This window comes from Aeromonas enteropelogenes (assembly GCF_000819845.1).
GTDB classification, from domain to species: domain Bacteria; phylum Pseudomonadota; class Gammaproteobacteria; order Enterobacterales; family Aeromonadaceae; genus Aeromonas; species Aeromonas enteropelogenes.
Window position 1 is genome coordinate 124,187 of sequence record NZ_CDCG01000016.1, and the last position, 23,168, is coordinate 147,354.

At 64.3% G+C, this 23,168-nt stretch carries 21 protein-coding genes; 12 read left to right on the top strand and 9 right to left on the bottom strand.

What is annotated here, in order from left to right; translation table 11 throughout:
- Positions 1 to 8: 8 nt before the first annotated feature.
- The 7 genes from menD to BN1123_RS06345 all read left to right on the top strand — a co-directional run bounded on the left by menD (position 9) and on the right by BN1123_RS06345 (position 9,912).
- Positions 9 to 1,754, top strand: coding sequence for a 2-succinyl-5-enolpyruvyl-6-hydroxy-3-cyclohexene-1-carboxylic-acid synthase (menD, locus tag BN1123_RS06315; RefSeq protein ID WP_042025913.1), 1,746 nt, complete (start codon positions 9 to 11; stop codon positions 1,752 to 1,754).
- The gene (gene menH, locus BN1123_RS06320) at positions 1,714 to 2,517 is read left to right on the top strand and encodes a 2-succinyl-6-hydroxy-2,4-cyclohexadiene-1-carboxylate synthase (RefSeq protein WP_042025914.1); all 804 of its coding nucleotides are present in this window, start codon (positions 1,714 to 1,716) and stop codon (positions 2,515 to 2,517) included. Before menD ends, menH begins: the two co-directional genes overlap by 41 nt.
- Positions 2,518 to 2,604: 87 nt before the next feature.
- Positions 2,605 to 3,465 carry a 1,4-dihydroxy-2-naphthoyl-CoA synthase gene (menB, locus tag BN1123_RS06325; protein ID WP_042025915.1) on the top strand — a complete coding sequence of 287 codons (861 nt, stop codon included), beginning with the start codon at positions 2,605 to 2,607 and terminating at the stop codon, positions 3,463 to 3,465.
- Entirely contained in the window at positions 3,465 to 4,394 is a 930-nt protein-coding gene (gene menC / locus BN1123_RS06330; protein WP_042025916.1) for an o-succinylbenzoate synthase, read from the top strand. Before menB ends, menC begins: the two co-directional genes overlap by 1 nt.
- A 13-nt stretch (positions 4,395 to 4,407) precedes the next feature.
- Positions 4,408 to 5,802 carry an AMP-binding protein gene (locus BN1123_RS06335; RefSeq protein WP_042025917.1) on the top strand — a complete coding sequence of 465 codons (1,395 nt, stop codon included), beginning with the start codon at positions 4,408 to 4,410 and terminating at the stop codon, positions 5,800 to 5,802.
- A 216-nt stretch (positions 5,803 to 6,018) separates the two neighbouring features.
- Positions 6,019 to 8,769, top strand: a complete 2,751-nt coding sequence (locus tag BN1123_RS06340) for a collagenase (protein WP_042025918.1) — start codon at positions 6,019 to 6,021, stop codon at positions 8,767 to 8,769.
- A 171-nt stretch (positions 8,770 to 8,940) separates the two neighbouring features.
- A complete protein-coding gene (locus tag BN1123_RS06345; protein WP_042025919.1) occupies positions 8,941 to 9,912 on the top strand; it encodes a SanA/YdcF family protein in 972 nt (323 codons plus the stop codon).
- Between the two features lie 59 nt (positions 9,913 to 9,971).
- On the opposite strand, the gene BN1123_RS06350 is transcribed toward BN1123_RS06345, so the two are convergent.
- Both BN1123_RS06350 and BN1123_RS06355 read right to left on the bottom strand, forming a co-directional pair.
- Positions 9,972 to 12,020, bottom strand: coding sequence for a tRNA(Met) cytidine acetyltransferase TmcA (locus tag BN1123_RS06350; RefSeq protein WP_042025920.1), 2,049 nt, complete (start codon positions 12,018 to 12,020; stop codon positions 9,972 to 9,974).
- Complete coding sequence (locus tag BN1123_RS06355; RefSeq protein ID WP_042025921.1) at positions 12,017 to 12,331, bottom strand: HlyU family transcriptional regulator; 315 nt, start codon at positions 12,329 to 12,331, stop codon at positions 12,017 to 12,019. Before BN1123_RS06355 ends, BN1123_RS06350 begins: the two co-directional genes overlap by 4 nt.
- A gap of 137 nt (positions 12,332 to 12,468) precedes the next feature.
- Here BN1123_RS06355 and BN1123_RS06360 point away from each other — a divergent pair, with 137 nt between their 5' ends.
- The 3 genes from BN1123_RS06360 to BN1123_RS06370 all read left to right on the top strand — a co-directional run bounded on the left by BN1123_RS06360 (position 12,469) and on the right by BN1123_RS06370 (position 13,910).
- Positions 12,469 to 12,675 carry a bacterioferritin-associated ferredoxin gene (locus BN1123_RS06360; RefSeq protein ID WP_026456376.1) on the top strand — a complete coding sequence of 69 codons (207 nt, stop codon included), beginning with the start codon at positions 12,469 to 12,471 and terminating at the stop codon, positions 12,673 to 12,675.
- Between the two features lie 132 nt (positions 12,676 to 12,807).
- The gene (bfr, locus tag BN1123_RS06365) at positions 12,808 to 13,284 is read left to right on the top strand and encodes a bacterioferritin (protein WP_042025922.1); all 477 of its coding nucleotides are present in this window, start codon (positions 12,808 to 12,810) and stop codon (positions 13,282 to 13,284) included.
- A gap of 167 nt (positions 13,285 to 13,451) precedes the next feature.
- A complete protein-coding gene (locus BN1123_RS06370; protein WP_042025923.1) occupies positions 13,452 to 13,910 on the top strand; it encodes a methylglyoxal synthase in 459 nt (152 codons plus the stop codon).
- A 67-nt stretch (positions 13,911 to 13,977) separates the two neighbouring features.
- On the opposite strand, the gene BN1123_RS06375 is transcribed toward BN1123_RS06370, so the two are convergent.
- A complete protein-coding gene (locus BN1123_RS06375) occupies positions 13,978 to 15,129 on the bottom strand; it encodes an iron-containing alcohol dehydrogenase (protein ID WP_042025925.1) in 1,152 nt (383 codons plus the stop codon).
- 141 nt (positions 15,130 to 15,270) lie between these two features.
- Positions 15,271 to 15,723 (bottom strand): hypothetical protein, encoded by a 453-nt coding sequence (locus BN1123_RS06380; RefSeq protein ID WP_042025926.1) that lies wholly within the window; start codon positions 15,721 to 15,723, stop codon positions 15,271 to 15,273.
- Positions 15,724 to 16,174: 451 nt separating this feature from the next.
- Here BN1123_RS06380 and BN1123_RS06385 point away from each other — a divergent pair, with 451 nt between their 5' ends.
- The gene (locus tag BN1123_RS06385; protein WP_042025946.1) at positions 16,175 to 17,647 is read left to right on the top strand and encodes a C69 family dipeptidase; all 1,473 of its coding nucleotides are present in this window, start codon (positions 16,175 to 16,177) and stop codon (positions 17,645 to 17,647) included.
- A 65-nt stretch (positions 17,648 to 17,712) separates the two neighbouring features.
- On the opposite strand, the gene BN1123_RS06390 is transcribed toward BN1123_RS06385, so the two are convergent.
- Genes BN1123_RS06390 through BN1123_RS06400 form a run of 3 tightly spaced genes read right to left on the bottom strand, consistent with a single transcriptional unit; the run spans position 17,713 to position 19,279 of the window.
- A complete protein-coding gene (locus BN1123_RS06390; RefSeq protein ID WP_042025927.1) occupies positions 17,713 to 18,459 on the bottom strand; it encodes an SDR family oxidoreductase in 747 nt (248 codons plus the stop codon).
- A 42-nt stretch (positions 18,460 to 18,501) separates the two neighbouring features.
- A complete protein-coding gene (locus BN1123_RS06395) occupies positions 18,502 to 18,747 on the bottom strand; it encodes a DUF3624 domain-containing protein (RefSeq protein WP_042025928.1) in 246 nt (81 codons plus the stop codon).
- On the bottom strand, positions 18,734 to 19,279 hold the full coding sequence (locus BN1123_RS06400) for a GNAT family N-acetyltransferase (RefSeq protein ID WP_042025929.1): 546 nt from the start codon (positions 19,277 to 19,279) through the stop codon (positions 18,734 to 18,736). Before BN1123_RS06400 ends, BN1123_RS06395 begins: the two co-directional genes overlap by 14 nt.
- Positions 19,280 to 19,464: 185 nt before the next feature.
- Here BN1123_RS06400 and BN1123_RS06405 point away from each other — a divergent pair, with 185 nt between their 5' ends.
- Positions 19,465 to 20,907 (top strand): RimK family protein, encoded by a 1,443-nt coding sequence (locus BN1123_RS06405; RefSeq protein ID WP_042025930.1) that lies wholly within the window; start codon positions 19,465 to 19,467, stop codon positions 20,905 to 20,907.
- Between the two features lie 77 nt (positions 20,908 to 20,984).
- Here the strand turns inward: BN1123_RS06405 and BN1123_RS06410 are convergent, their stop codons facing one another.
- Together BN1123_RS06410 and BN1123_RS06415 are read right to left on the bottom strand one after the other, a co-directional pair.
- Positions 20,985 to 22,613 (bottom strand): alpha-amylase family protein, encoded by a 1,629-nt coding sequence (locus BN1123_RS06410; protein WP_042025931.1) that lies wholly within the window; start codon positions 22,611 to 22,613, stop codon positions 20,985 to 20,987.
- Between the two features lie 261 nt (positions 22,614 to 22,874).
- Positions 22,875 to 23,132, bottom strand: a complete 258-nt coding sequence (locus BN1123_RS06415; RefSeq protein WP_042025932.1) for a DUF2442 domain-containing protein — start codon at positions 23,130 to 23,132, stop codon at positions 22,875 to 22,877.
- Positions 23,133 to 23,168: the final 36 nt, after the last annotated feature.

Here is a 23,168-nt window from a genome sequence, read left to right on the forward strand (position 1 = left end):
GAGCGCTTATGTCCGCCAGTGAAGTGTTTGCGAGCACCGTCTTTCCCACTCAGCACGCCACCTTCAACCATGTCTGGTCCTCCCTGCTACTGGAGGAGCTTTATCGCCTCGGGGTGCGCGATATCGCGCTGGCCCCGGGTTCGCGCAGCGCCCCGCTCACCATGGCCGCCGCCGCCCACTCCGGGTTTCGCCGCCATCTGCATTTCGACGAGCGGGGTCTGGGCTTCATGGCGCTGGGGTTGGCCAAGGGCAGCAACCGCCCGGTAGCGGTGATCATGACGTCGGGCACCGCGGTCGCCAACCTCTGGCCCGCGGTGGCCGAGGCCCAGCTCACCGGCGTGCCGCTCATCATTCTCTCCGCCGACCGCCCCCACGAGCTCATCGACAACGGCGCCAACCAGGCCATCGACCAGCAGGGGATCTTCGGCCACTACCCCGTTTTTCAGCAGAGCCTGCCAAGCCCCACCCCCACCATCCCCGCCGCCTTCGTGCTGAGCTCGGTGGATCAGGCTCTGGCACAACAGGCACGCACGCCTGGGGTGGTACACATCAACTGCATGTATCCCGAGCCCCTCTACCCCGGCGACCAGTATCAGGATTTTGCCGCCTATCTGGCCCCCCTCGGCGACTGGCTCACCTCGGTTCGCCCCTGGAGCCCCTGGCAGCTGGGTGAGCAGAGCTGCCTGCCCCAGGCCGGCTGGAGCGAGCTGCAAGGCAAGCGCGGCGTCATCATCGCCGGGCGGATCTCCCACCCCGACCAGGCGCAAGCGGTGGTCGAGCTGGCCGAGCGCCTCGGTTGGCCCCTGTTGGCGGATATCCAGAGCCAGATCCGCTTCGATGCTCGCAACCTCATCCACATGGATTTGGCGCTCAACGATCCCGGCTTCGTCGCCGAACTGGGGCGCGCCGAGGTATTGCTGCAATTTGGCGCCCGCCTGGTCTCCAAGCGCCTCGGTCAGTTTATCAAGCGCCATCCCTGGCAGGATTACTGGCTGGTGGATCCGCAGCCGGCCCGGCTCGACCCCGACTACCGGCTGCGCAACCGCCTGCTCTGCAGCGCCAGCGCCTTCGTGGCGGCTCATCCGGTCGCAGCCACGGCGACTCCCTGGCACCGGCTGGACGCCCTGCAACAGAAGGCGAGTCGGCAGATCGCCGCCGCCTGCGAACGCTTCTCCGAATTGGGGGTGTGCCATCGCCTCAACCGGCTGATCTGCGGTCAGCTGTTTGTCGGCAACAGCATGCCGGCCCGGCTGATGGATATGCTGGGCACCCCGGGCCAGGGGCCGAGCCGGGTGATGACCAACCGCGGCGCCTCCGGCATCGATGGCCTCATTGCCACCGCCTACGGCTTCGCACAATCGGTCGAACAGGGCAGCGCCGAGCCCACCACCCTGCTACTCGGGGATCTCAGCGCATTGCACGATCTCAACAGCCTGGCCCTGCTTGGCAAGGCCAGCCGACCGCTGGTGGTGATCCTGCTCAACAACGATGGCGGCAGCATCTTTCGCATGCTGCCGGTGCCCACCGAAGGGGAGCTGCTGGAGAGCTACTACCGGCTGCCCCATGGCCTGTGTTTCGAGCATGCCGCCGCCATGTTCGGCCTCGCCTATCGTGCGCCGGACAGCCTGGCCGAGTTCGAGCAGGCCTATACCGAGGCGCTCGGTGCCGGCGTCACCCTGATCGAGATCCGGGTGCCGAGCGAACAGGTGGCCGATGATCTCAAGGCGCTGGGGGCCGCCATCCGTGGCGCCTGAACAGCCCCAACGGCCGCACACCCTGGTGCTGCTGCACGGCCTGCTGGGGGATGCCGCTGACTGGCAGCCGGTGATCGACCGCCTGCCCGCCATCCGCTGCGTGGCCCTCGACCTGCCGGGCCACGGCCGCAACCACGCAGTGCGGGTGAACGGCTTTGACGAGGCCCATCGCTGGCTCTGTGACGAGCTGGCCGCCCACGATATCGAGCACTATCTGCTGGCGGGCTATTCCCTCGGCGGGCGCCTCGCCCTCTATCACGCCAGCCGCTCCCCGAATGGTTTGCAGGCCCTGCTGCTGGAGAACTGCCATCCCGGTCTGCCTGCTGCCGAGCGGGCCGCCCGCATCGCCCACGACGAGGGGTGGGCCCGACGCTTCGAGCGTGAGCCACTGGCCGAGGTGTTGGCGGACTGGTATCGGCAGGGGGTCTTTGCCGATCTGGATGAAACGGCCCGAGCCCGCCAGATCGCCCGTCGCCTCGGCAACCGGGGTGGCGCCATCGCCACCATGCTGCGCGCCACCTCGCTGGGGCAACAGCCCGATCTCGCCCCCTGGCTGGCAAAGGCCGAATTGCCGGTCACCTATGTGAGCGGCAAGCGGGATCAGAAATTCCACCACCTGGCTTGCCAGCTGGCGAGTCAGCATCGCAAAATCAACCACTTGGTACTGGATGGCGGCCACAACCTGCACGCCAGCCAGCCCGAGATCTTTGCCCGGTTCCTTGCGAAGTGGGTCAACCAACCAGAAGAGAAGAGTCATGATTGAAGCAATGACGGAAGCGGGACGGTACGCACCTGTCCAGCAGGCCGTGATTGCTCCATTTTCGCTCGCACAGACTAGAAGGAAAAAACCATGATTGAGGCAATGACGGAAGCGGAACTGTACGCACCTGTCGAGTGGCGCGATTGCTCCGCCGGTTACGAGGACATCCTCTATCACAAGTCTGGCGATGGCATTGCCAAGATCACCATCAACCGTCCCCAGGTACGCAACGCCTTCCGCCCCCGCACCGTGAAAGAGATGCTGCAGGCGCTGGCCGATGCCCGCTATGACGATCAGGTCGGCACCATCATCCTGACCGGTTTTGGCGAGCAGGCCTTCTGCGCCGGTGGCGACCAGAAGATCCGGGGCGACTACGGTGGCTACCGCGACGACGAGGGGACTCATCACCTCAACGTGCTCGACTTCCAGCGCGACATCCGCACCTGCCCGAAACCCGTGGTGGCCATGGTGGCCGGCTACGCCGTCGGCGGCGGCCACGTGCTGCACATGATGTGTGATCTGACCATCGCTGCGGACAACGCCATGTTCGGCCAGACCGGCCCGAAAGTGGGCTCCTTCGACGGCGGCTGGGGTGCCTCCTACATGGCGCGCATCGTCGGCCAGAAGAAGGCCCGCGAGATCTGGTTCCTGTGCCGTCTGTATGACGCCAAGCAGGCCCTCGACATGGGATTGGTCAATACCGTGGTGCCGGTCGCCGACCTGGAGCGTGAAACCGTGCGCTGGTGCCGCGAGATGCTGCAACATAGCCCGATGGCCCTGCGCTGCCTGAAAGCCGCGCTGAACGCCGACTGCGATGGTCAGGCGGGCTTGCAGGAGCTGGCGGGCAATGCCACCATGCTGTTCTACATGACCGAAGAGGGTCAGGAAGGGCGCAATGCCTTCAACGAAAAGCGCCGCCCCGACTTCTCCAAATACAAGCGGAACCCCTGATGACACTCGCCCTCTATCGCTACCGACTGCCTTTTACCCAGCCCCTGACCTTTCACGGCAAGGTGGAGGTGGCGCGCGAGGGCTTGCTGGTCCGCGTTGGCGACGGCTGGGGGGAGATAGCCCCCCTGCCCGGTTTCTCCAAAGAGACCCTGGCCGAGGCACATGCCGAGGCCATCGCCTGTCTGGAACAACTGGCCGCGGGGCAACCCATAGCCCCGCGCCTGCCTTCGGTGCAATTTGGCTTTGACTGTGCCCGCCGGGTCTGGCCCGCACAGACGGCCCCCCTGCCCGAACCCTATCCCCTTATTCAGGGCTCCCCCCAGGAGTTGCTGAAACACTGGAAAGAGTGGCTCCATCGCACACCCAACAAAGCCAAGCTCAAGGTGGCCCGCTATCCCATGCGGGACGAGCTGGCGCTGATCCGGCTGCTGTGCGACCGCATTCCGACCCTCAAGCTGGTGCTGGATGCCAACCAGGGCTGGACCCGCGAGGAGGCCTGGACCTTCTGTGGCCATCTGGACCCGAACCGGATCGAGTATCTGGAAGACCCCTGCGCCGATTTCGCTGACATCGCCTTCGTGGCCAGCCGCACCGGCATGCCGGTGGCGCTGGACGAGCTGTTGGCCCAGGGCAAGCCATGGGAGCCCATCCCGCAGCTGCGCGCCCTGGTGCTCAAGCCCATGCTGCTCGGCTCGCTGGAACGCTGCGAGGCGCTGATCAACCGCGCCCGCGAGCTGCGGCTCAAGGTGATCATCTCCTCCTGTTTCGAATCCGGCCTTGGCCTGAACCAGCTGTTCCACCTCGCCGGAGAGTGGGCCCCGGAGCAGGCCCCCGGGCTGGATACCCGTCGCTGGATGGCGGCGGACCTGTTAAACGAAGCCGGGGAGCCGGATACCGGTGTCCTGGAGACCCTGTTTTACCGTGACTGATTTCCCCGCCCCAATGCAGGAGACTTGCCCGGTTCGCCACTGGGCAAGGCTCGCCCCCCATCGCATCGCCATCCACACCGACACCCCGCTGAGCTACCGGACGCTCGATCTGCGCCTCAACAGCCTGTGCGACCAGCTCGCCCGAACCGGGCTCACCCGCGGGGATCATCTGGCCGCCGTGGTGCGCGGCGCGCTGGAGAATGTGCTGCTGGCCTGGGCCTGCGTGCGCAGCGGTATCGTGTTCTGTCCGCTCAACCCCGCCTTTCCGCTCACCCGACAAGCCGAACTGGCCGGCTGCCTCGACGCCCGGGCCTTCTGGTCGGCGGGCGACATGCCGAGCGGTGACTGGCAGGCGCTGCGGCTCGATTTCAGCCGCGAGCTGGCAGCAGGTGATGACGAGTGGCCGCTGGTGCCAGAGCAGCTCAACAACATGATCCTCACCTCGGGCTCCAGCGGCACGCCGAAGGCCGTAGTGCACCGGCTGGCCAACCATCTGGCCTCGGCCCGGGGCTCCGCAGCCCTCATTCCCCTCGACGGTGAGTGTGGCTGGCTGCTCTCCCTGCCGCTGTTTCATGTCGGCGGCTACGCCATTCTGTTTCGGGTCTTTCTGGCGAGTGCCTCCCTGGTGCTGGACGATCGCAGCCGTCCCCTCGAGGCGCGGCTCGAGCGCCAGCCCATCACCCACCTGTCCCTGGTGCCGACCCAGCTCTGGCGCCTGCTGGCCCGGGGCTTCGATCCTGCACGTACCCGCCTGCGCGAGCTGCTGCTCGGCGGCGCCGCCATCCCGCAGCCGCTGGTCGAGCGCCTCGCCGCCATGGGGCTCACCCCCAAGGTGAGCTACGGCCTCTCCGAGATGGGCAGCCAGGTCTGCACCGCCCTGCCCACCCGGGCGGGGATGGTGGGCCGCCCGCTGCCGGGGCGGGAGTTGTGCATCAAGGGACAGGAGATCTGCGTGCGTGGTGCCACCCTGTTTGCCGGTTACTACCGTGATGGCGCGCTGGATCTGCCTATCGACGAAGAGGGTTGGTTTCACACCCGCGACAAGGGGCACCTCACCCCGAACGGCGAGCTGGTGGTGGAGGGGCGGCTCGACAACCTCTTCATCTCGGGCGGGGAGAACATCCAGCCCGAAATCATAGAGCAGCGGCTGGTGGATCACCCCGCTATCGCCCAGGCGCTGGTGGTGCCGGTGCCGAGTGACGAGTGGGGGCAGCGCCCCGCCGCCTTTATCGACTGGCACGGAGAACCCGTTCCCCATGCCGAACTGGCCGCCTGGATCAAGGCCTCCCTGCCCGGCTTTATGGTGCCGGATCACTGGCTGCCCTGGCCCGATCTCGGCGGCAACCTAAAGCCCTCCCGTCAGCATCTGGCCCACACGGCCCGGAACCACGCGGGAAACAAGACATGAAATGTGACATTCGTCACATTTCATGTTTTTACCCATCGTTCAAAAAAGCCGCATGTGAGTCTTTACTTTCAATCAAGCCCCGTCCGAGTCACAAACTGGCGTCTGATATAAATTTTATCTATTTTTCAGTGTGTTAATTTACAGTTGATATCCTTTTGGGGCCTAGTAGATTGCCCTCCCTTCACCACGTAGACAATAAAAAACGAAGGGATAACAATGACTCGTTCAGGCTCAAGGTGGTGGCTGCTGGCCACCCCGCTGCTTGTTGCCGCCCAGGCACAGGCCGACTACTCCCCCACCGACTGGCAAGACTACCGGCTGACCGGTGAATCAAACCGCCAGCTCGCCCCCCGCGTCACCGAGGTGACCTACGAACTCAAGGCACGCGACGCAAGTGCCCCCTATCAGCAACTCAGGGTCTATCGTCGCTTCGACTGGCAGGAGAGCGATCTCGCCTCGCTGGCCGAAAATCACTGTAGCGAGCCCAAATTGCGGGTCGAGGCGGGCTGGCAAATCCGCTATCTCAGCTGCGAGCAGCGGGTGCCGGCCGGCAAGGCGGTGCCCGCCACCAGCTACGACTACGGCTATGGCCTCAAGGAGGGGCGCTGGGAACAGCTGGCCGGTACGCCGACCGCCTCCCGTGCAGATCGCTTCCCCCTGCCCGACCCCGTCTTGCTGGGTCATACCGAGCAGGAGCTGGATCGCTGCGAACTGAACGCCCAAGGGCACTGCGCCGAGCCCGAGTGGCACTATCAGCCGCAGGATTGGCAACAGCTGGAAGTGAAAGAAGAGACCCCGAGCGAGCGGGATGGCCGACTGGAGCAGGTATTCTTCCGCCTGCAGCCCGTCCCCGGCAGCCTGGCAGCCAGCCAGGTCAGCGAGCTGCACGTCTGGCGCAGCTATCGCTGGCAGCTGGAGCAGGCCGCCGCCATCCAGCAGGAGTGTGACGAGCCCATGGAGCGGCAGGAGGGGGAGAACACCGTTCGCTACCGCCTCTGCCGCCAGGTCATTCCGGCCGGCAGCGAGGTGATGGTGACCCTGAAAGACACGGGTTATCAGAACCCGGTCAGCGGCCGTGAGTGGCAACCCCTGCCGGAGACCGACGAGTGGCAGGAGAGCCGGGTGATACAGCGCCCCATCGTACTGGCCAGCAAGGAGGAGCTACTGGCGTGCCACCGCCCCAGCGGCCGTCCCTGCGGCGAGCCGGATCAGCCCGACACGACGCTGCTGGATGCGGACGCGGCGCAGCTGGTCACCGATGTCAGCGGCCAGAACAGTCCCGCCTGGCAGGCCGATTATGGCCACGACGACGCCAAACTGATGGCGGTGGTGCGCGGCATGCGCGCCCTGCTGGCCGCCAACCAGCCGACCCACCCGGCCATGGACAAGCTGCTCTACTATGTGCGCGCCCACAACTACCATGATGGCGTGCGCCGGGAGAGCGATCAGGTGGCCCGGGAACTCGCGGCCGTGATGATGGCACTGCTCGATCACCCCCTGTTGCTCACCACCGAACCGCAGGATCAGGCCGGTACCGTGCTGGAGGCCTGGAGCGTCGCCGCCCAGGGGCAGCTGGAGCAAAGCGCGTTTCGCCAGAGCGCCGGCCCCATGCTGGCCCAGCTCAACCGGGCGATCGCCTATGCGGCGCAGCATGCCGCCCAGATCAACGGCCACAAGCCCTGGGCTGACGGCATCTTCGAGCTGCTCAACCTGATCGACCAGAGCGCCAACGCCGGCCAGCAGGCCGATTTCAGCGCCACCTTCATGGCACAGGAGCCCTCTCTGCGCCAGAGCCTGCGCCAACTGGGCATGAGCGAGCTGTCGCTCTGGAAACAGCGTGACGGGTCGCAGGATCTGTTTGTCTTCAACAACATCCTCGACGCCCACAGCCGCCTCTACCGGATGATGAGCTACAGCCGACCGGACGAGGCGGCCCGCTATCGCCAGCTGCTGGACCGCGATGTCATCGCCATCATGCGTCACCACGGCCTGATCCCGGGCGGCCCCCACCCGGCCACGCTGCTGGAGGATGTCTCCCTGACCCTCTCCAGCTACTACCTCACCTACACGGATCGCACCAGCGAGGCCTGCATCAGCGGTGACTTCGCCGGCCTCTGCACCCCCATCCGGATGGAGGACATACTGCCGTTCGAACACACCTGCTCACCCACCCTGCGCCTGCGGGCCCAGGATCTGACCCAGGCCCAGGCCGAGGAGATCTGCCGCGAGCTGGGGGCGGAGGAGCAGCAGTTCCACCAGCAGATGGAGACAGGCTGGCAGCCGGTGGCCGACGATCACAACGAGACCCTCGAGCTGGTGATCTTCGACTCCTCCGCCGACTGGAACCGCTATGGCGGCGCCCTGTTCGGGGTCTCCACCGACAATGGCGGCATCTATATCGAGGGGGATCCGGCTCGTCCGGGCAACCAGGCCCGCTTCTTCGCCTACGAGGCGGAGTGGAAGCGCCCCGCCTTCCAAGTGTGGAACCTGCGCCACGAATACGTCCACTATCTGGATGCCCGCTTCAACCAGTACGGCAGCTTCGGCCAGTACCCCCTCAACCGCACCACCTGGTGGGCGGAGGGGCTGGCGGAGTACATCGCCCACGGCCAGTGCTTCGCCCGCGGTCTGGACAATGTAGCCGGCCGCCCCGCCGACCGGCAGCCGACCCTGGGGGAGATCCTCCACCTCGATTACGATCAGGGCGGCGACATGGTCTACTCCTGGTCCTATACCGTTCACCGCTTCCTGAACGACACCGGTCGCAACGCCAGTTGGCTGGCCCTGGCGCAGGCCCTGCGCAACCCGGATCGCCAGCAGGCCTTGAGTGACTTCGAGGGGGAGATGGATCGACTGATCGCCAGCGACAGTGCCGCTTATCAGACCTGGCTGAACAGGGAACTGCTGCCCTGGTGGCAGGCCAACAAGGAGTCCGACGCCTGCAAGGGGAATGACTCCGCGCACTGATTCATTTGATACACAAGGGGACAGCCATGGCTGCCCCCTTTTTTATCCTCTGCCGCTGCGACAAGCCCTGCCCCAGCCAGACAGCCCCTTGCTATCAAGTCTGACGCCCGCCCCCGAGTTGTAATAGAATGCCGAAAACCACTTCAACTTCAGACCCGAATCGCACCGCGCATGAAGAAGTTTGCCAAGATCCTCCTCGCCTCCCTGCTGTTGCTGCTGGCGCTGATTGCCTCGCTGCTGGCCTATGGCGAGTGGATCGTCTCCGACACCCGCCAATACACCTATGACGAGGTGGACGAGGTGCCATACAACCCGGTAGCCGTGGTACTGGGCACCTCCAAATACCTTGCAGGTGGCGGCCCCAACCACTACTTCAAGTACCGCATCAAGGCCGCAGCCGAGCTCTACAACAACGCCAAGGTGGATTACATCCTGGTCTCCGGCGACAACGCCACCTTGCAATACAACGAGCCACGCCAGATGCGCCGCGCCCTGATCAAGGCGGGCATCCCGGCAGCTGCCATCTACATGGACTTCGCCGGATTCCGGACGCTGGATTCCGTGGTACGGGCCAAGGAGGTGTTCGGCCAGGAGCGCTTCACCGTGGTTTCCCAGGGCTTTCACAATGAGCGAGCCATCTTCATCGCCCACCACTTCGGCATCAATGCTATCGGCTTCAACGCCGAGGATCCCAGCGCCTATCAGGGGATCCGCACCCGGATCCGGGAGGTGTTTGCCAGGGTGATGGGGCTGCTCGACCTCTACGTGCTGGACAAGGGACCCAAGTTTCTCGGCGACCCGGTTCCCATCGGTCTGCCCGTCCCCTGCGAGCCCCTGAGCACCCTGGGTACCCGGCATCCCTGCATCAAGCAGCCCAAACCGGCGGTCACACCACCGGTGAAGCAGCAAGAATCCGAACCAGCCGTTACGCCAGCGGTGAAACAGCAAGAACCCGAGCCGGCCGTCGCGCCGCCGGTGAAACCGCAAGAACCCGCGCCAGTCGTTACGCCACCGGTGAAACAGCAAGAATCCGAGCCAGTCGTCGCGCCGCCGGTGAAACAGCAAGAAACCGAGCCGGCCATCGCGCCACCGGTAGAGCAGCAAGCGCCTGAGTCTGCGACCAGCGCCGCCATGGCCACCTGATATGACAAACGACCCGCCAATTGGCGGGTCGTTTTCGTTGAAGGGGATGTTGCCAACGGTTACAGCAGACGGGCCAGCAGGGCACGCAGTGCCTTGATGAGCGCAGGCTTGCCCGCCAGTTGCAGCCGGTCGGCCAGGCGGGCCCAGTCTGCATATTGCCAGATGGTGGCGATCAGCAGCTGGCGCTCGTCGGCCGTTAGCGGCGCGAGCCGGTCAATATTGCCCGCCAGCCAGCGCTGCAGGCTGGGCTGACACAGCTCGAACGGCTTGTGATGGTGAGCAAAGCAGGCCAGCTCATCGCACACGAACGCATCCGGCTCACCCGAGGCAGGCTCACAGTCCTGCACACACTGCCACACCAGCTCTGGATCCAGCCCCTTCAGCTCCCCCGCCAGCAGGGTCGGCAACTGGGCCACGAAACGCCGTCGCCACAGGGCCAGCTCGGGCTCATGCTCCGCCTTGAGTGCCTTGAGCAGCAGGGCGGCGTGGCTGCCACTGGCGGCATCCCGCTGCAACCCGATGCGCAGCACCACCAGCCCCGCCTTGCGCCAGAATGGCAGCAGATCGGCGCTGGCCGAGAAGGCGGAGCCGAGGTAGTCGAGGCCCGCCTGGCGGTAGTAAGCCTCCAGTTGACCAAGCAACCGCGAGCCGAGACCATGGCGATGGAGTTCGGGGTGGATGGCGATGCGCATCACCCTGGCGTAGCTGCGCTCCCCAGCCGTCTTGCACCCCGCGTGGGCCAGCAATGACTGGGGCAGCAGATGACCACGCGGTCGCCGCCGGCCAGCCCAGATCGCCTCCGCCAGCTCGGCTTCTATCTGGCCCTCCCGCGCCACCAGAGCCACCCCGAGCAGGCTCTGCGCCTCTTCCAGCAGGTGGATGTCGAGGCTTGGGCTCTCCAGCAGGGCTCTGAGATCACTTGGCGTGGTCTGGTAATGGGCCAGCACCAGCAGGCCGAATACCTGGTTAAGCAGCGCGTCGTCCTTTGCCAACACGTCTTGCTCGATCATCCGCCAGTGGGGATGGGTCGGCGGCAAGGGAGCTGCCACCTCGGCGTTGAGGCCGAGCAGGCGAAACACCAGCGGCTCCAGCGGATCCCGGACACTCCAGCGGATTGGCGAGGCCAGGTGAACTTCCTGCCAGTCCGGCGTCTCCCTGTCCAGCACCCGCTTGAAGCGCAGATGAAAGCCACGCCCCGTCCCCTCGTAACCGTGCTCCGTGGTGGCGAAGACGATGCGGCTGTGACGGGCCAGCATGGCCTCCAGCAGAGGGGTCGGGATGGCGGCGGCTTCGTCCACCAGCAGCAGATCGGGCTGTAGCCCTTCCTGTACCAGCCGATCCGGCGAGCAATACGCAATGCCCGCCAGCTTCTCCACCGCGGTGCCAAGCCTTTTGGCCGCGTGGTCAAACAGGGTGGCGACCGTCCCCTGGGAGGGGGCCGTCACAATTATCTGCAGGTCGGGCTGGTCACGCAGCAATTCGGCTGCGGCGATCCCCAACAGGCTGCTCTTGCCACGGCCACGGTCGGCGCTCAGCACCAACGGACGGCGACGATGGCCGTGCAGCACCTTGTGGATGGCGGGCAGGGCAAGGGCCTGATCGTCGCTCAAGGGGCGATCGGGCCCCAACGGCTGCCAGGGCTCGCCATCGGCCGGGGGCAGCAAAGAGAGCGCCGGATCCCCTTCCAGCAACCGCACCAGCCGGGCGATAAAGCCGTGCCCCGCCTGCGCGGCCTCTTCGGGCCGGGCCACCAGCCGCACCCGATCCGGGTCCGGGTAGCCGGGCCATTGCACCCTCGGCGGAGTCAGCAACAGCAGCAGACCGCCAGCGCGCAGGGTACCTGCCAACGCCCCGAAGGCGTCGGGGTGAAAGCCGCTGAAGGCGTTGAGCACCAGGGTGTCGCACTCCTGCCCGAGTCGCTGCAACGCCTTGGCTGCCGGCAGGGGGTTATGACAGGCAGGCCCCTCCCCGAGCCAAAAGACAGCCTCGCCGAGCAGGGCATCGGCACGGGCAATGCAGTCGGCCTGCTCCCCTTCCAGCCAGATCAGCCGCCGCTCACCGGTACGGGCCAGGCATTGGCGCAAGTCTCCCACCTCTGATGGCGTCATGATGCGGTGTTGTCGCCCGGTTTGACCCTGGGTTCGAACATGCGCTCCCCCATCTGGTCGATGAAGGTGTGGGCCTTCTGCACCATGAAGCGCTCTGCATCTGCCGGGTTGGCAAACAGATCGGAGCGGATGAAGCGGTGGGTCAGCAGGGTGCCGTCCACCTCTTTGGTGATGCGCCCAGCCAACCGGTACTGGCCCCCCTCCGCCATGGGCTCGGGGTAGATAAGATAACCGGCGTATTCGGTGGGCGTGACCTCGGCGGCTTGCGGTGACTGGTTCCCGAACAGGGCGCCGAACAGTTTCTTGAGCATGATGATCCCCCTCTGTGACAGGGCATTGTCCCCAAGGGGTGGATGAGTGGCAAGCGGGGCAACTTATTACCAATGGTTATTTGCATCACGAACCATTCTCATTTAGATTTCTCTCATTGCAGCATGAGGTAATCACTATGTATGTCTGTTTGTGCCGTGGCATCACAGATACCCAGATCCGCAAGGCGGTACAGGCAGGCAGCGGCGAGTTTCGCCAGCTCAAGCAGGAGCTGGAAGTCGGCGCCCAGTGTGGCAAGTGTGTGCGCATGACCATGGAGATCATCGCCACCGAGCTCGACAAACTGGCCAAGGAGCAACCTCCGCTCTACTACGAAGTGGCTTGATCCGGCCATCTGTCGGCTTTGCCGACTCACCCCTCCCATCAGACGAGCAGGCTCGTCTGACCTTCTTTTGTCACTTTTCTCGACTAAGCTCTAACGATCGAGGCCGCAGGCACGAACCAAGGAGCACTGTCGATGAAAGGAGATCCCAAGATCATTGCCCACCTCAACAAGGTGCTGGCCAATGAGCTGATTGCCATCAACCAATACTTCCTCCACGCCCGTATCTACGATGACTGGGGCCTCAAGGCGCTCGGGCACAAGGAGTATCACGAGTCCATCGATGAGATGAAGCACGCCGACGAACTGGTCAAGCGGATCCTGTTTCTGGAAGGGCTGCCCAACCTGCAGGATCTGGGCAAGCTGCGTATCGGTGAGACGGTGGAGGAGATGCTGCGCTGCGACCTGTCGCTGGAGCTGGACGCCATCCCCGATCTCAGGGTGGCCATCGCCTACGCCGAGTCGGTGCAGGACTACGTCAGCCGCGACCTGTTCCAGGACATACTGGAAGATGAAGAGGAGCACGTGGACTGGCTGGAGACCCAGCTCGATCTCATCGATCGCATCGGCCTGGAGAACTACCAGCAATCCCAGCTGCATCACGACTCCTGAGTGAGCCCCATGCATGCCATCCGACACCCGCCACGGCGGGTGTCTTCGTTTGCCGGCCCGCAAAACTGTCCGTCAGGATCACAGTTAGCGCGACCGGTACAGCAAGCGCCACGGCTTTCGTTTAGGATACGCCTCATCTTCCCATCACATGATTACGGACATTTTCCATGGAACAGATCGCACGCGAGATGGCCCCTCACAAGCGGGTTGCCCTGGTGGCTCACGACAACATGAAGACCGCCCTGCTGAACTGGGTGATGCGCCGCAAGGAGGAGCTCAAGCTCCACCATATCTATGCCACCGGCACCACGGGCACCATGCTCGGCAAAAATGCCCAGTTGCCCATCACCTGCCTCTTCTCCGGCCCCATGGGGGGTGATCAGCAGCTGGGAGCCCTGATCGCCGAGGGCAAGATAGACGTGCTGATCTTCTTCTGGGATCCCCTCAATGCGGTGCCCCACGATCCGGACGTGAAGGCCCTGCTGCGCCTGGCGGCGGTGTGGAACATCCCGGTGGCCACCAACGAGGCGACCGCCGACTTCATCATGGACAGCCCCCACATGCAGCAAAAATTCAGCGTGCAGATCCCCGATTACGCTGGCTATATCAAGGCCAGAACCGAGTAATCACACCTCCGGATGCCACAAGGGCCGCATGATGCGGCCCTTGTTATTGTGCACTTGCCTGACGGGCTCACAGCGCCCGTACCAGGATCCGTGCCACCACGTCCGTGTCTATGTCCTGCTGCTCCCCCAGGGCGGTGCGCCCCACCCGTTTGAGGTTGGAGCAGATGGCGGGGATGCAGCTCTCGCCGAGATCGTAAGCGGCCAGCCTGGTCGGCAGCCCCATCTGCTGGAAGAACTGCTCGGTGCGGATGATCGCCTCCTCGATGCGCAGCGCCTTGTCTTCCCGGGTCGAGTGCCACACCCGCTCGGCAAACTGGGCCAGTTTCTCCTGCTTCTGGGCCGCCCGCTCCCGCAGCAGCGAGGGCAGCACCACCGCCAGACTCTGGCCATGATCCAGCCCGTAGAGCGCCGTCAGCTGGTGGCCGATGGCGTGGCTCGCCCAATCCTGCGGCACCCCGCAGCCGATCAGGCCATTGAGCGCCAGACTGGCGGCCCACATCAGGTTGGCGCGTACCTGATAGTTGGTGGGCTCCGCCAGCGCCCTGGGGCCATTGTCCACCAGCACCTGCAGCAGGGCCTCCGCCAGCCTGTCCTGCACCTCGCCCCCGACCGGGAAGGTGAGGTACTGCTCGGTAATGTGGACGAAGGCATCCACCACCCCGTTGCCGGTCTGGCGGGCGGGCAGGCTGTAGGTGGTGGCGGGATCGAGCACCGCAAATTGCGGCTGCACCAATGGGCTTCTGAAGGAGATCTTGGCATCCCCCCGACTCACCACGGCGGTCGGATTACTCTCGGAGCCGGTGGCCGGCAGGGTCAGTACGCAGCCCAGGGGCAACGCCCTGGCGACGTCCGCCTGATTGGCGCAGATATCCCAGGGGTCATCCCCTTCGTAGCAGGCCGCCGCGGCAACAAACTTGGTGCCATCCACCACTGAGCCGCCCCCGACCGCCAACAGAAAGTCGATGCGCTCGCGTTTGACCAGCTCGACCGCCTCCATCAGACGCTCGTATCTGGGATTGGCACTGATGCCGGAGAACTCCTGCCACTCCATGCCGGCCAAAGCCTGGCGGATCTGCTCATAGACGCCGTTTTGCCGAATACTACCACCCCCGTAGAGCACCAGCAGACGGCTACCCTGCGGGATCAGCGTCGGCAGGCTGGCGATCTGACCTTCACCGAAGCAGATGCGGGTCGGATTGGCATATTGGAAGTTGTACACGGCGGACTCCTAGGCTTGAACGATGCCGGAACATTGTGCGCCTGCAGGGAAGTGAGGTCAAAACGGGTGGCAGTATCTTGCCCGCCGGTGGCCGATGCTGGCCAACGCCGGCAAGGCTGGCGGGCATCCGGCAACACAAACTCAGGCCGTTGTGGCAGTCTCGCTCTTGCTCGTCTTGCCGGTCAGACGATCCATGGCCTCCTTGAGCATCGCCTCCTGCTGCTCCTTGAGTGCCTTGCTCTGCTGCTCCCGCTCCTCGGCGGTCAGGGTCTTGTCGCCGGCGATCGTCTGCAACTGCTCTTCCAGCTCGTTGTACTTCTTGCGATCAAATCCCAGCGCCTTGTCCACCAGCTGTTGCATCACGGCCCCCTTGTCGGAGCTCATGTCCAGCGCGGGGGGCAGCTTGCTGTTCTTCGCCAGATGCTCATAGGTCAGCACCTGCTGGGCCTGACCGGTGATCCGCTGGGAGGAGAGGCTGACCAGCTCTTCCCAGCCGCCCCCCTGACCACCCGTCCCGGCACTGCTGAGGGTGGCGAGGGCGCGGGAGTTGGAGGCGCTCTGGGCAAGCTGCTGGCTGTAGGGTTTGATATCCATAAAAAGGGCTCCAGTCTGCATGACGGGTGGGCTGATTCGGTGACGTGAGGCGTCAGGCCTCACCATTGTCAATAAAACCAGCAAGTTACAGGCCAACTTGGCAAACGGGCCCACAAGCCTGCCGACATGGGGAATGCACCGGATGGCAGGCTCAGCGGCGTCAGAATCATGACTCCTCAGCCCCCTGGTTTTCCCCTCGGGATCCGCCATCCGCTGGCAGCGGTGTCAAAAATCGGGGATTGGCGCCAAGATCACAAAACAAATGACCACAACGAAATACAATCCTTAGCGCAGAATATGACCTGCAAGCAGTGTTATGGATGAAATGTTTGCATATTGATAAATTTACAGACCTATTCACCGGCACCTGCCTGTGCCGCCTCTGGCCTGCGGCAACAGCTATCCATCCCACCGCCTGACTTTTACCCACCACAATGACTCGGGCAACTCTATGAAAAAACACTCTCTGACCCTGCTCTCCGCCACTCTGTTCACCCTGCTTGGCACCAGTGCCGATGCCTGCACCGGCCTTATCGTCGGCAAGGGCGCCAGCACGGATGGCAGCGTGATGATCGCCAGAAACGAAGACTTCGGCATCAACAACTGGAACAAGTACCTCGCCTTCCATCCCGCCAAGCAGAACGAAGAGAAGGTCTGGCGACTGGGCAACGGGCTGGAAGTACCCATGCCCAAGGCCTTCCTGGCCTACTCCTCGATCCATGACTGGGATGCCGTCACCCTGGATCCCGCTGGCAAGTATTACGAGGAGCGCGGTATCAACGAGTTCAACGTCGCCATCTCGGCCACCACCAGTGCCGAGGTCAACGAGCGGGCCAAGAAGGCCGATCCGCTGATCGAGAAGGGGGTCATCGAGGCCATCATCCCCACCCTGATCCTGCCCCAGGCCAGGAGCGCGAAGGAGGGGGTCAAACTGCTCGGCGACTATGTGGAGAAATATGGTGCCGGTGAGGGCAACAGCCTCTATCTGGCGGACGTGAACGAGGCCTGGTTGATGGAGATAGGATCGGGCCACCACTGGATCGCGGTGCGGGTGCCGGATGACAGCTATGCCATGGTGGCCAACGGCCTGCGCATCCACGGCGTCAATCTGGACAGCCCGGATGTGCTGCACTCGCCCAAGCTGCTGGAGTTCGTGCAACAGCACAAGCTGCTGGACAAGGCCGACCCGGCATCGTTCAACTTCGCCAAGGCGTTCGGCGTGGTGGCCGACCCCTACAACGTGGATCGGGAGTGGCTCGGCCAGCAGATGCTGACGGCCTCTCACAAGCAGCCGACCCGCCAGGAGCAGTACCCCCTCTTCATGAAACCCGATGCCCCCATCGCCGTGGCCGATGTGGCCAGGGTGCTGAGCGCCACCTATGAGGGGACGCCGCTGGCCGGCAAGGCGGAGCGGCCGATCCGCATCGATCGTCAGCTCGAATCCCACGTCATCCAGCTGCGCAAGGAGATGCCCAGGGAGTTCCAGGGATTGATTTGGCAAAGCTACGGCGTGCTCGCGGAATCCGTGATGGTGCCGCTCTACAACACGCTGGAGTCCTATCCCCTGCCCTATCGCGCCGGCAGCGACACCTATTCCGATGACTCCGCCTACTGGCAGTTCCGCAGCCTGACTGCACTGGCCGGCACCAATCCTGACAAGTACCTGCCGCTGCTGCGGGGCGTCTGGCAGAAGGAAAGTGCCAAACTCTACAAGGAGGTGGCGCTGCTCGATCAGACGCTGAAACAGGCCTACAGCAAAGACAAGGCTACGGCGGTGGAACTGGCCTCCGACTACTCCTACGGCCAGCTGGAGCAGACCTACCAGATGGCGAAGGATCTGCGCTACAAGCTGATGACAGACCTCACCAAGAGCACGGAGAAAAAGTATTCGGAAGAGGAGTTCAAGAAGATCATGAGCCTGTAAGGGGCTCACCAAAGCAAGGAGGCACCCGAGGGTGCCTTCTTTCATTTGCTCGACGCCACCGTGATTCAGCGACGGCTGATATGGAGCGGGCCCGAGGTCTGGGCCACCGGCATGATCTCGATCCGGTTGATGTTGACGTGAGCGGGCTGCTGGCTGACCCAGAGCACGGTATTGGCGATGTCCTCCGGCTGGATTGCCTCGACCCCCTGATAGACGGTGGCCGCCTTGGCATCGTCACCGTGAAAGCGCACGTTGGAGAACTCGGTACCGCCGCACAGGCCGGGCTCCACATTGGTGACCCGGATGGCGGTGCCCGCCAGATCGGCGCGCAGGTTCAGGCTGAACTGCTTCACGAACGCCTTGGTGGCGCCGTAGACGTTGCCGCCCGGATAAGGATAGGTGCCGGCGATGGAACCGATGTTGATCACGTGACCGCGATTGCGCTCGACCATGCCCGGCAACAGCAGCCGGGTCAACAGGGTGAGGCCGCTGATGTTGGTGGCGATCATCTGCTCCCAGTCTTCAAGATGTGCCTTGTGGGCAGGCTCCAGCCCCAGGGCCAGTCCGGCGTTGTTGACCAGCAGATCCACCTCACACCAAGCGGCAGGCAGCCCCTCGATGGCGGCCCGGGTCGCGGCCTTGTCCTGCACGTCGAACACCAGCGGCATAAAGTCTGGCCCCAGTTCGTCCGCCAGTGCCGCCAGCCGTTCGGCGCGGCGACCGGTGCCGATCACCCGGTTGCCCGACTGCACCAGCAGGCGGCTGATGGCCGCCCCGAATCCGGACGACGCGCCCGTTACCATTGCTATCATCTGAACCTCCATTGTTATCTGTCTTCTTGAACCCATTCGATATCATTCATCATCCAGCTCGCGGCCCGTCCCCTTGCGCCAAAGAAACACCAGCAGGTGCAACGCAAACAAGCCCGATCCCGCGAGGGCAAACAGCAGGCTGGTGAGGGCATTGACCGAGCTGTCGGCGCCAAACCACCACCAGGCCAGCCAGCCGGCGAGGCCGATGGCAAAGGTTTGGGCAGCGCACACGGGGCAGCGTCCCAGCTTGGCCTTGATGGCGGTGGCCAGGCAGTTATCGCAGCTCATCCCGGCGCTCCTGACCCTTTCCTTCGGCGGTGGGTGCCGCCTCACTCCGGTGTCCTCGCGTTTGGCCGCTGGCCCCCTCTTCCCTCAGCGGCAATACCAGCCGCCGGGCATGCTGGCCATGGCCATAGTAATCCGGCAACCTCTGCTGCAACCTGAATCCCAGCCCTTGGTAGAGGGCCTGCGCGGGCTCGTTGCTCTCGCCGACCTCGAGCCGGATAGCCCCCCAGCCGGCCTCCCGCCCCTCGCGGATCACCTGCTCCAGCAGACGACGGGCCCAGCCGAGGCGGCGCACCGTCCAGCGGATGGCGAGGGTCTGCACCACCAGTCGATCCCAGCCCCTGTGCTCCAGCAGGCTGAGATACCCCATCAGTTGCTCCTTCTCATCCAGCAGCAGCAGGGTACGCCCCCTGGCCCGGGTGAGCAGATAGTGCCAGCGGCTGCGGCCGAAGGCGATCTCGGGGGGGAAGCAGTAACGCTCCAGCTTAACGATGGCGCCCACATCATCGGTTCGGGCCGCTCGTACGGTCAACACGGGGAGTCCTTGTTCGGTTATTTATCTTCAGCACCCAAAATGCGACTTGTATCACAAGTTACCAAGGCAGATATTAGGCACTGTAACCTCTTGTTTCCCCTCGCGCCATTGTCGTGCTTGTCGGTGCATCGAAGCCCACTGGGGATCCTGCCGTTTGCGGCAGTCCTTTCTGTGGAGCCGAAAATATGAGTACCTATGTCATCGTCGAAGAGCTGGGCGACTGGCCCTGCCATGCCGACTATCTGCTGACCGCCCGCACCTACCTGCAACACGGCGTGCCGACTACCGGCGGGCGCCCCCGCATCATCAACCTCTGTCGCAATCTGGATCACCTGAGCGCGGGTTATTACTGCTCTTTGCTGGCCCAGGCCCGCGGCCACCACTGCCTGCCCGGCCTGCAGGCCATCAGCGTGCTGCAACCCCAGCAACCGCCCGCCAAGCTGTGGCGCAAGCTGCAGGGGTGGCTGGCCCAGCAGAGCGAGGACAGGATCCGGGTGCGCGCCATCTTCGGCCAGAGCGAACAGAGCGAGCTGGCGGGGCTGGCTCGCTATTACTACGGCCTGAGCCAGCTGCCGCTGCAGGAGTTGACCCTCAAGCGCGGCCGCCACGGCTGGTCGGTGCGCCAGCAGCAGAGCCTCTCCCCGCTGGAGCTGAGCCAAAGCGAAAAGACCCTGATGCTGCACCACGCCCAGGCGCTGGTGGGGACCGGCGACGAGGAGCAGGCGGCCCCCCTCTATCAGCTCGCCATCCTGGTCGACCCCGCCGACGGCCGCGCCAGCAGCGATGCACTGGCACTGACGCGCTTCATCGAGGCCGCCGCCGCCCAAGGGATCCAGGCCGAGATCCTGGCGCCCTCCGCCATCGAGCGGCTGCCAGAGTTCGATACCCTCTGGCTGCGTGCCGAGACGGCGGTCGGCCACTACACCTTCGAGTTTGCCCGCCGCGCCGAGCAGCTCAAGATGCCGGTGATCGACAGCTCCCGCGCCATCCTGGCCTGCAGCAACAAGCTCTACCTCTACGAGCTGATGGTGCGCAGCGGCGTGCCCATGCCCCCCACCATGGTGGTGACCCGCCGCGGTCGCCACCATGTGGACGAGCTGGTGCAGCGGCTCGGCCTGCCACTGATGGTGAAGGTGCCCGACGGGGCGCAGGGGCGCGACCTCGCCATGGCCAGCGACGAGCAGCAGCTAGCGCGCCTCTTGGACGAAGGCTTGGGGCGCTCAGCTCTACTGCTGGTGCAAAGCCGGATCCCCGCCGAGTTCGACTGGCGCATCGGCTTTCTCGACGGCTCACCGCTGTTTGCCTGCCGCCGCTATCGCCCTGAGCCCGGCAACCGCATCCGCCGCCGCAAGCATCCCCTCGACATGAGCCGGATCGAGGCGCAGCCACTCACCGAGGTACCGGAGCGAGTGCTGCAGACCGCTCGCCGCGCCGTCCACCAGCTTGGCAACGGTCTGTTCGGGGTGGATCTGCGCCAGCAGGGGCGCGATTGCGTGCTGCTGGAGATCATCGACAACCCCTGGATCAGGGGAGACATCGAAGACAAGGAGGCAACCGATCTCTATGAACGCCTCGCCCGCGCCTTTCGCCAGCGGTTGGAGAACCGGGGCCAGAGTGCTGCCGCCTGAGCAAACGCCAAGAGCCCCGTCATGGGGCCCTGTCGTTATTGCGCTGTCATCATTGCTGCCGTGTTATTGCAACCGAATCATTGCAACAACAGGAAGCGGCCGGTCAGGGGTGGCAACTCCACCGTCACGCTGCTGCCGCCCAGAGCCAGGCTCTCGCCACTTTGCAGATCCACCAGGGCGCTGCCGCTGCGCAACTTGCCGGTTGGCAGGTTGTAACTGAGGGGCGTGGTAGAGACGTTGAGCAAGTAGACAATCTGTTCAGTCGCCGTCTGCTTGATGTCGCCGTAGACGCTGCCCTCGGCCACCAGCTTGACCCGCTCCCCCTGATAAAGGGCGGGGTGGGCGGCGCGCAGGGCCAGCAGATCGCCAAGCCACTGCTTGAGTTCAGCCTGCTCACCGCTCGGCACAAAACCGGTGACACCGGGCACCTTGCCGTCGCTGCGGGCCACGTGATCGTCACAGAGCCCCCGGGCCGCACAATCCGTGGTCACCTGGTTGGCAAAACCGGGTACCTCGTCGCCAAACTCCTCGCCGTAGTAGAGGGTGATAGGGCCGGAGCGGGCCGCCATAAAGCTGAAGGTCGCCTTGTGGCGCTGCCAGTAGTCCGCCGGGTTGAAGTTGCCGCGCTCCAGCAGATCGCCGAAGCGCACCAGATCGTGGTTGCCCAACATCAGATTCGGCATGGCGTGGTCCGGGTAGTTCTCCACCTTGTTCCAGCTGGCGTCGAGCACACTGGCCCCCTGGCCGCCCTTGCCGGACTCCTCCACCGCCAGCGTCTGTACCAGGCCGTAGCGCAGCGGGAAGTCGAACGCCGAGGAGAGCGCCGGGTTGTCGCTCGGCCCGTAGGCCTGGGCCCGGATCTCGTCAGCCCCCTTCCATACCTCCCCCACCATGTAACCCAGGGTGCCCCACTGCTGGCCAGCCGCCTTGCGCGCCACACTGACTCGCTCCACCTCGCTGCGAATGGCGCGCCACTCGTCGAGGCCGAGCTGATAAGCCTGATCGAGGCGCCAACCGTCGATGCCGTACTGCTCGACCCAGTAGCGGGCCACCTCCCTGAAGTAGGCCAGACTCTCGGGCTGGCCGTAGTCCACCAGCTGGCCCGGGTAGCCGGCGCCGCCACTCTTGAGGGCAGGCAAGCGCCCCTCGGGCGAAGGCTTGCTCACCCCCACCTTGCCCACGTGGCCGAACACGCCGTCGAGGAAGACATAGAGGCCGCGCTGGTGCGCCGCGTCCACCAGTTTCTTGAACAGTGCATTGCTGCCGAAGTGGGGGTCCACGTTGAAAAAATCGCAGGCGAAGTAGCCGGTGGCGTCCAGCCTGTCGTCGCCGCCCTGACCGGCACAGGAGTCGAAGACGGGAGTCAGCCAGATGGCATTGACGTTGAGGCTCGTGATGTGGTCCAGGCTGTCGATGATCCCCTGCAGATCGCCGTTGTGCTGTGAGGGGCCGTAGCCGACGCCGTAGTTGGCAGCCCCGTCACCATCCACGAAAGACTCCACCATCACCTGATAGATGCGCAGGTTGCAGGCTGGCTGATCATCCCCGTAACAGGCGCGACTGGCCGTTACCACGGGAGGATGGGCAATCGGAGGATTGACGACCGGTGTGCCAGCCTCCCCGCCCGCCGTGCCGCTGCCACCACAGGCAGAAAGTAACAGGGCGGCCCCGATGAGGCCGCCATGACGCAACGTTCCCTGTTTCATTGTTATGTTCCCGCTGTGAGCGCAAGTGCCTGATGCACCCGTTTTCAGCCATGATAGTGGCCCCCGGCAGTGTCTGTCTGTGACTGAAAACGTTATCTGTCTCAGTGGGTTAGCCAGACTTATCCCGGGAGTCGTCCATGGGGCGCACGCAACGAAAGGCTCGCCATGCTCTCGAAAACAGGGTGAAAGTGACCAGAGCGAAACCGTCACTCGCGATGACCGGCATAACGACGCACGGACGAAGAGCAAGTGCAAAGCCTGTTAGCTGAAGGCTTCCCGCTCGTCGATGGGCATGATCAGGTGGTAGACCTCGTGGGCCGACAGGGTGCAACCGGCTGGCCACTCCAGCTGGTGATAACGGTTGATGAAGACACGGGCAACACGCCGCTCCGAATCGAGCGTCGCAAACAGGGGCTGGGTGCACCAGGGAGTGAGATCCAGCGCCCCCGTGGTGCCGTCGGAGAGCACGACAAACAGGCGCCATCCCTGCAAATATTCCACATCGATAAAGACCGGCATCCCTTCGGCTCCGATTGAGAAATTTTCGCCATTATA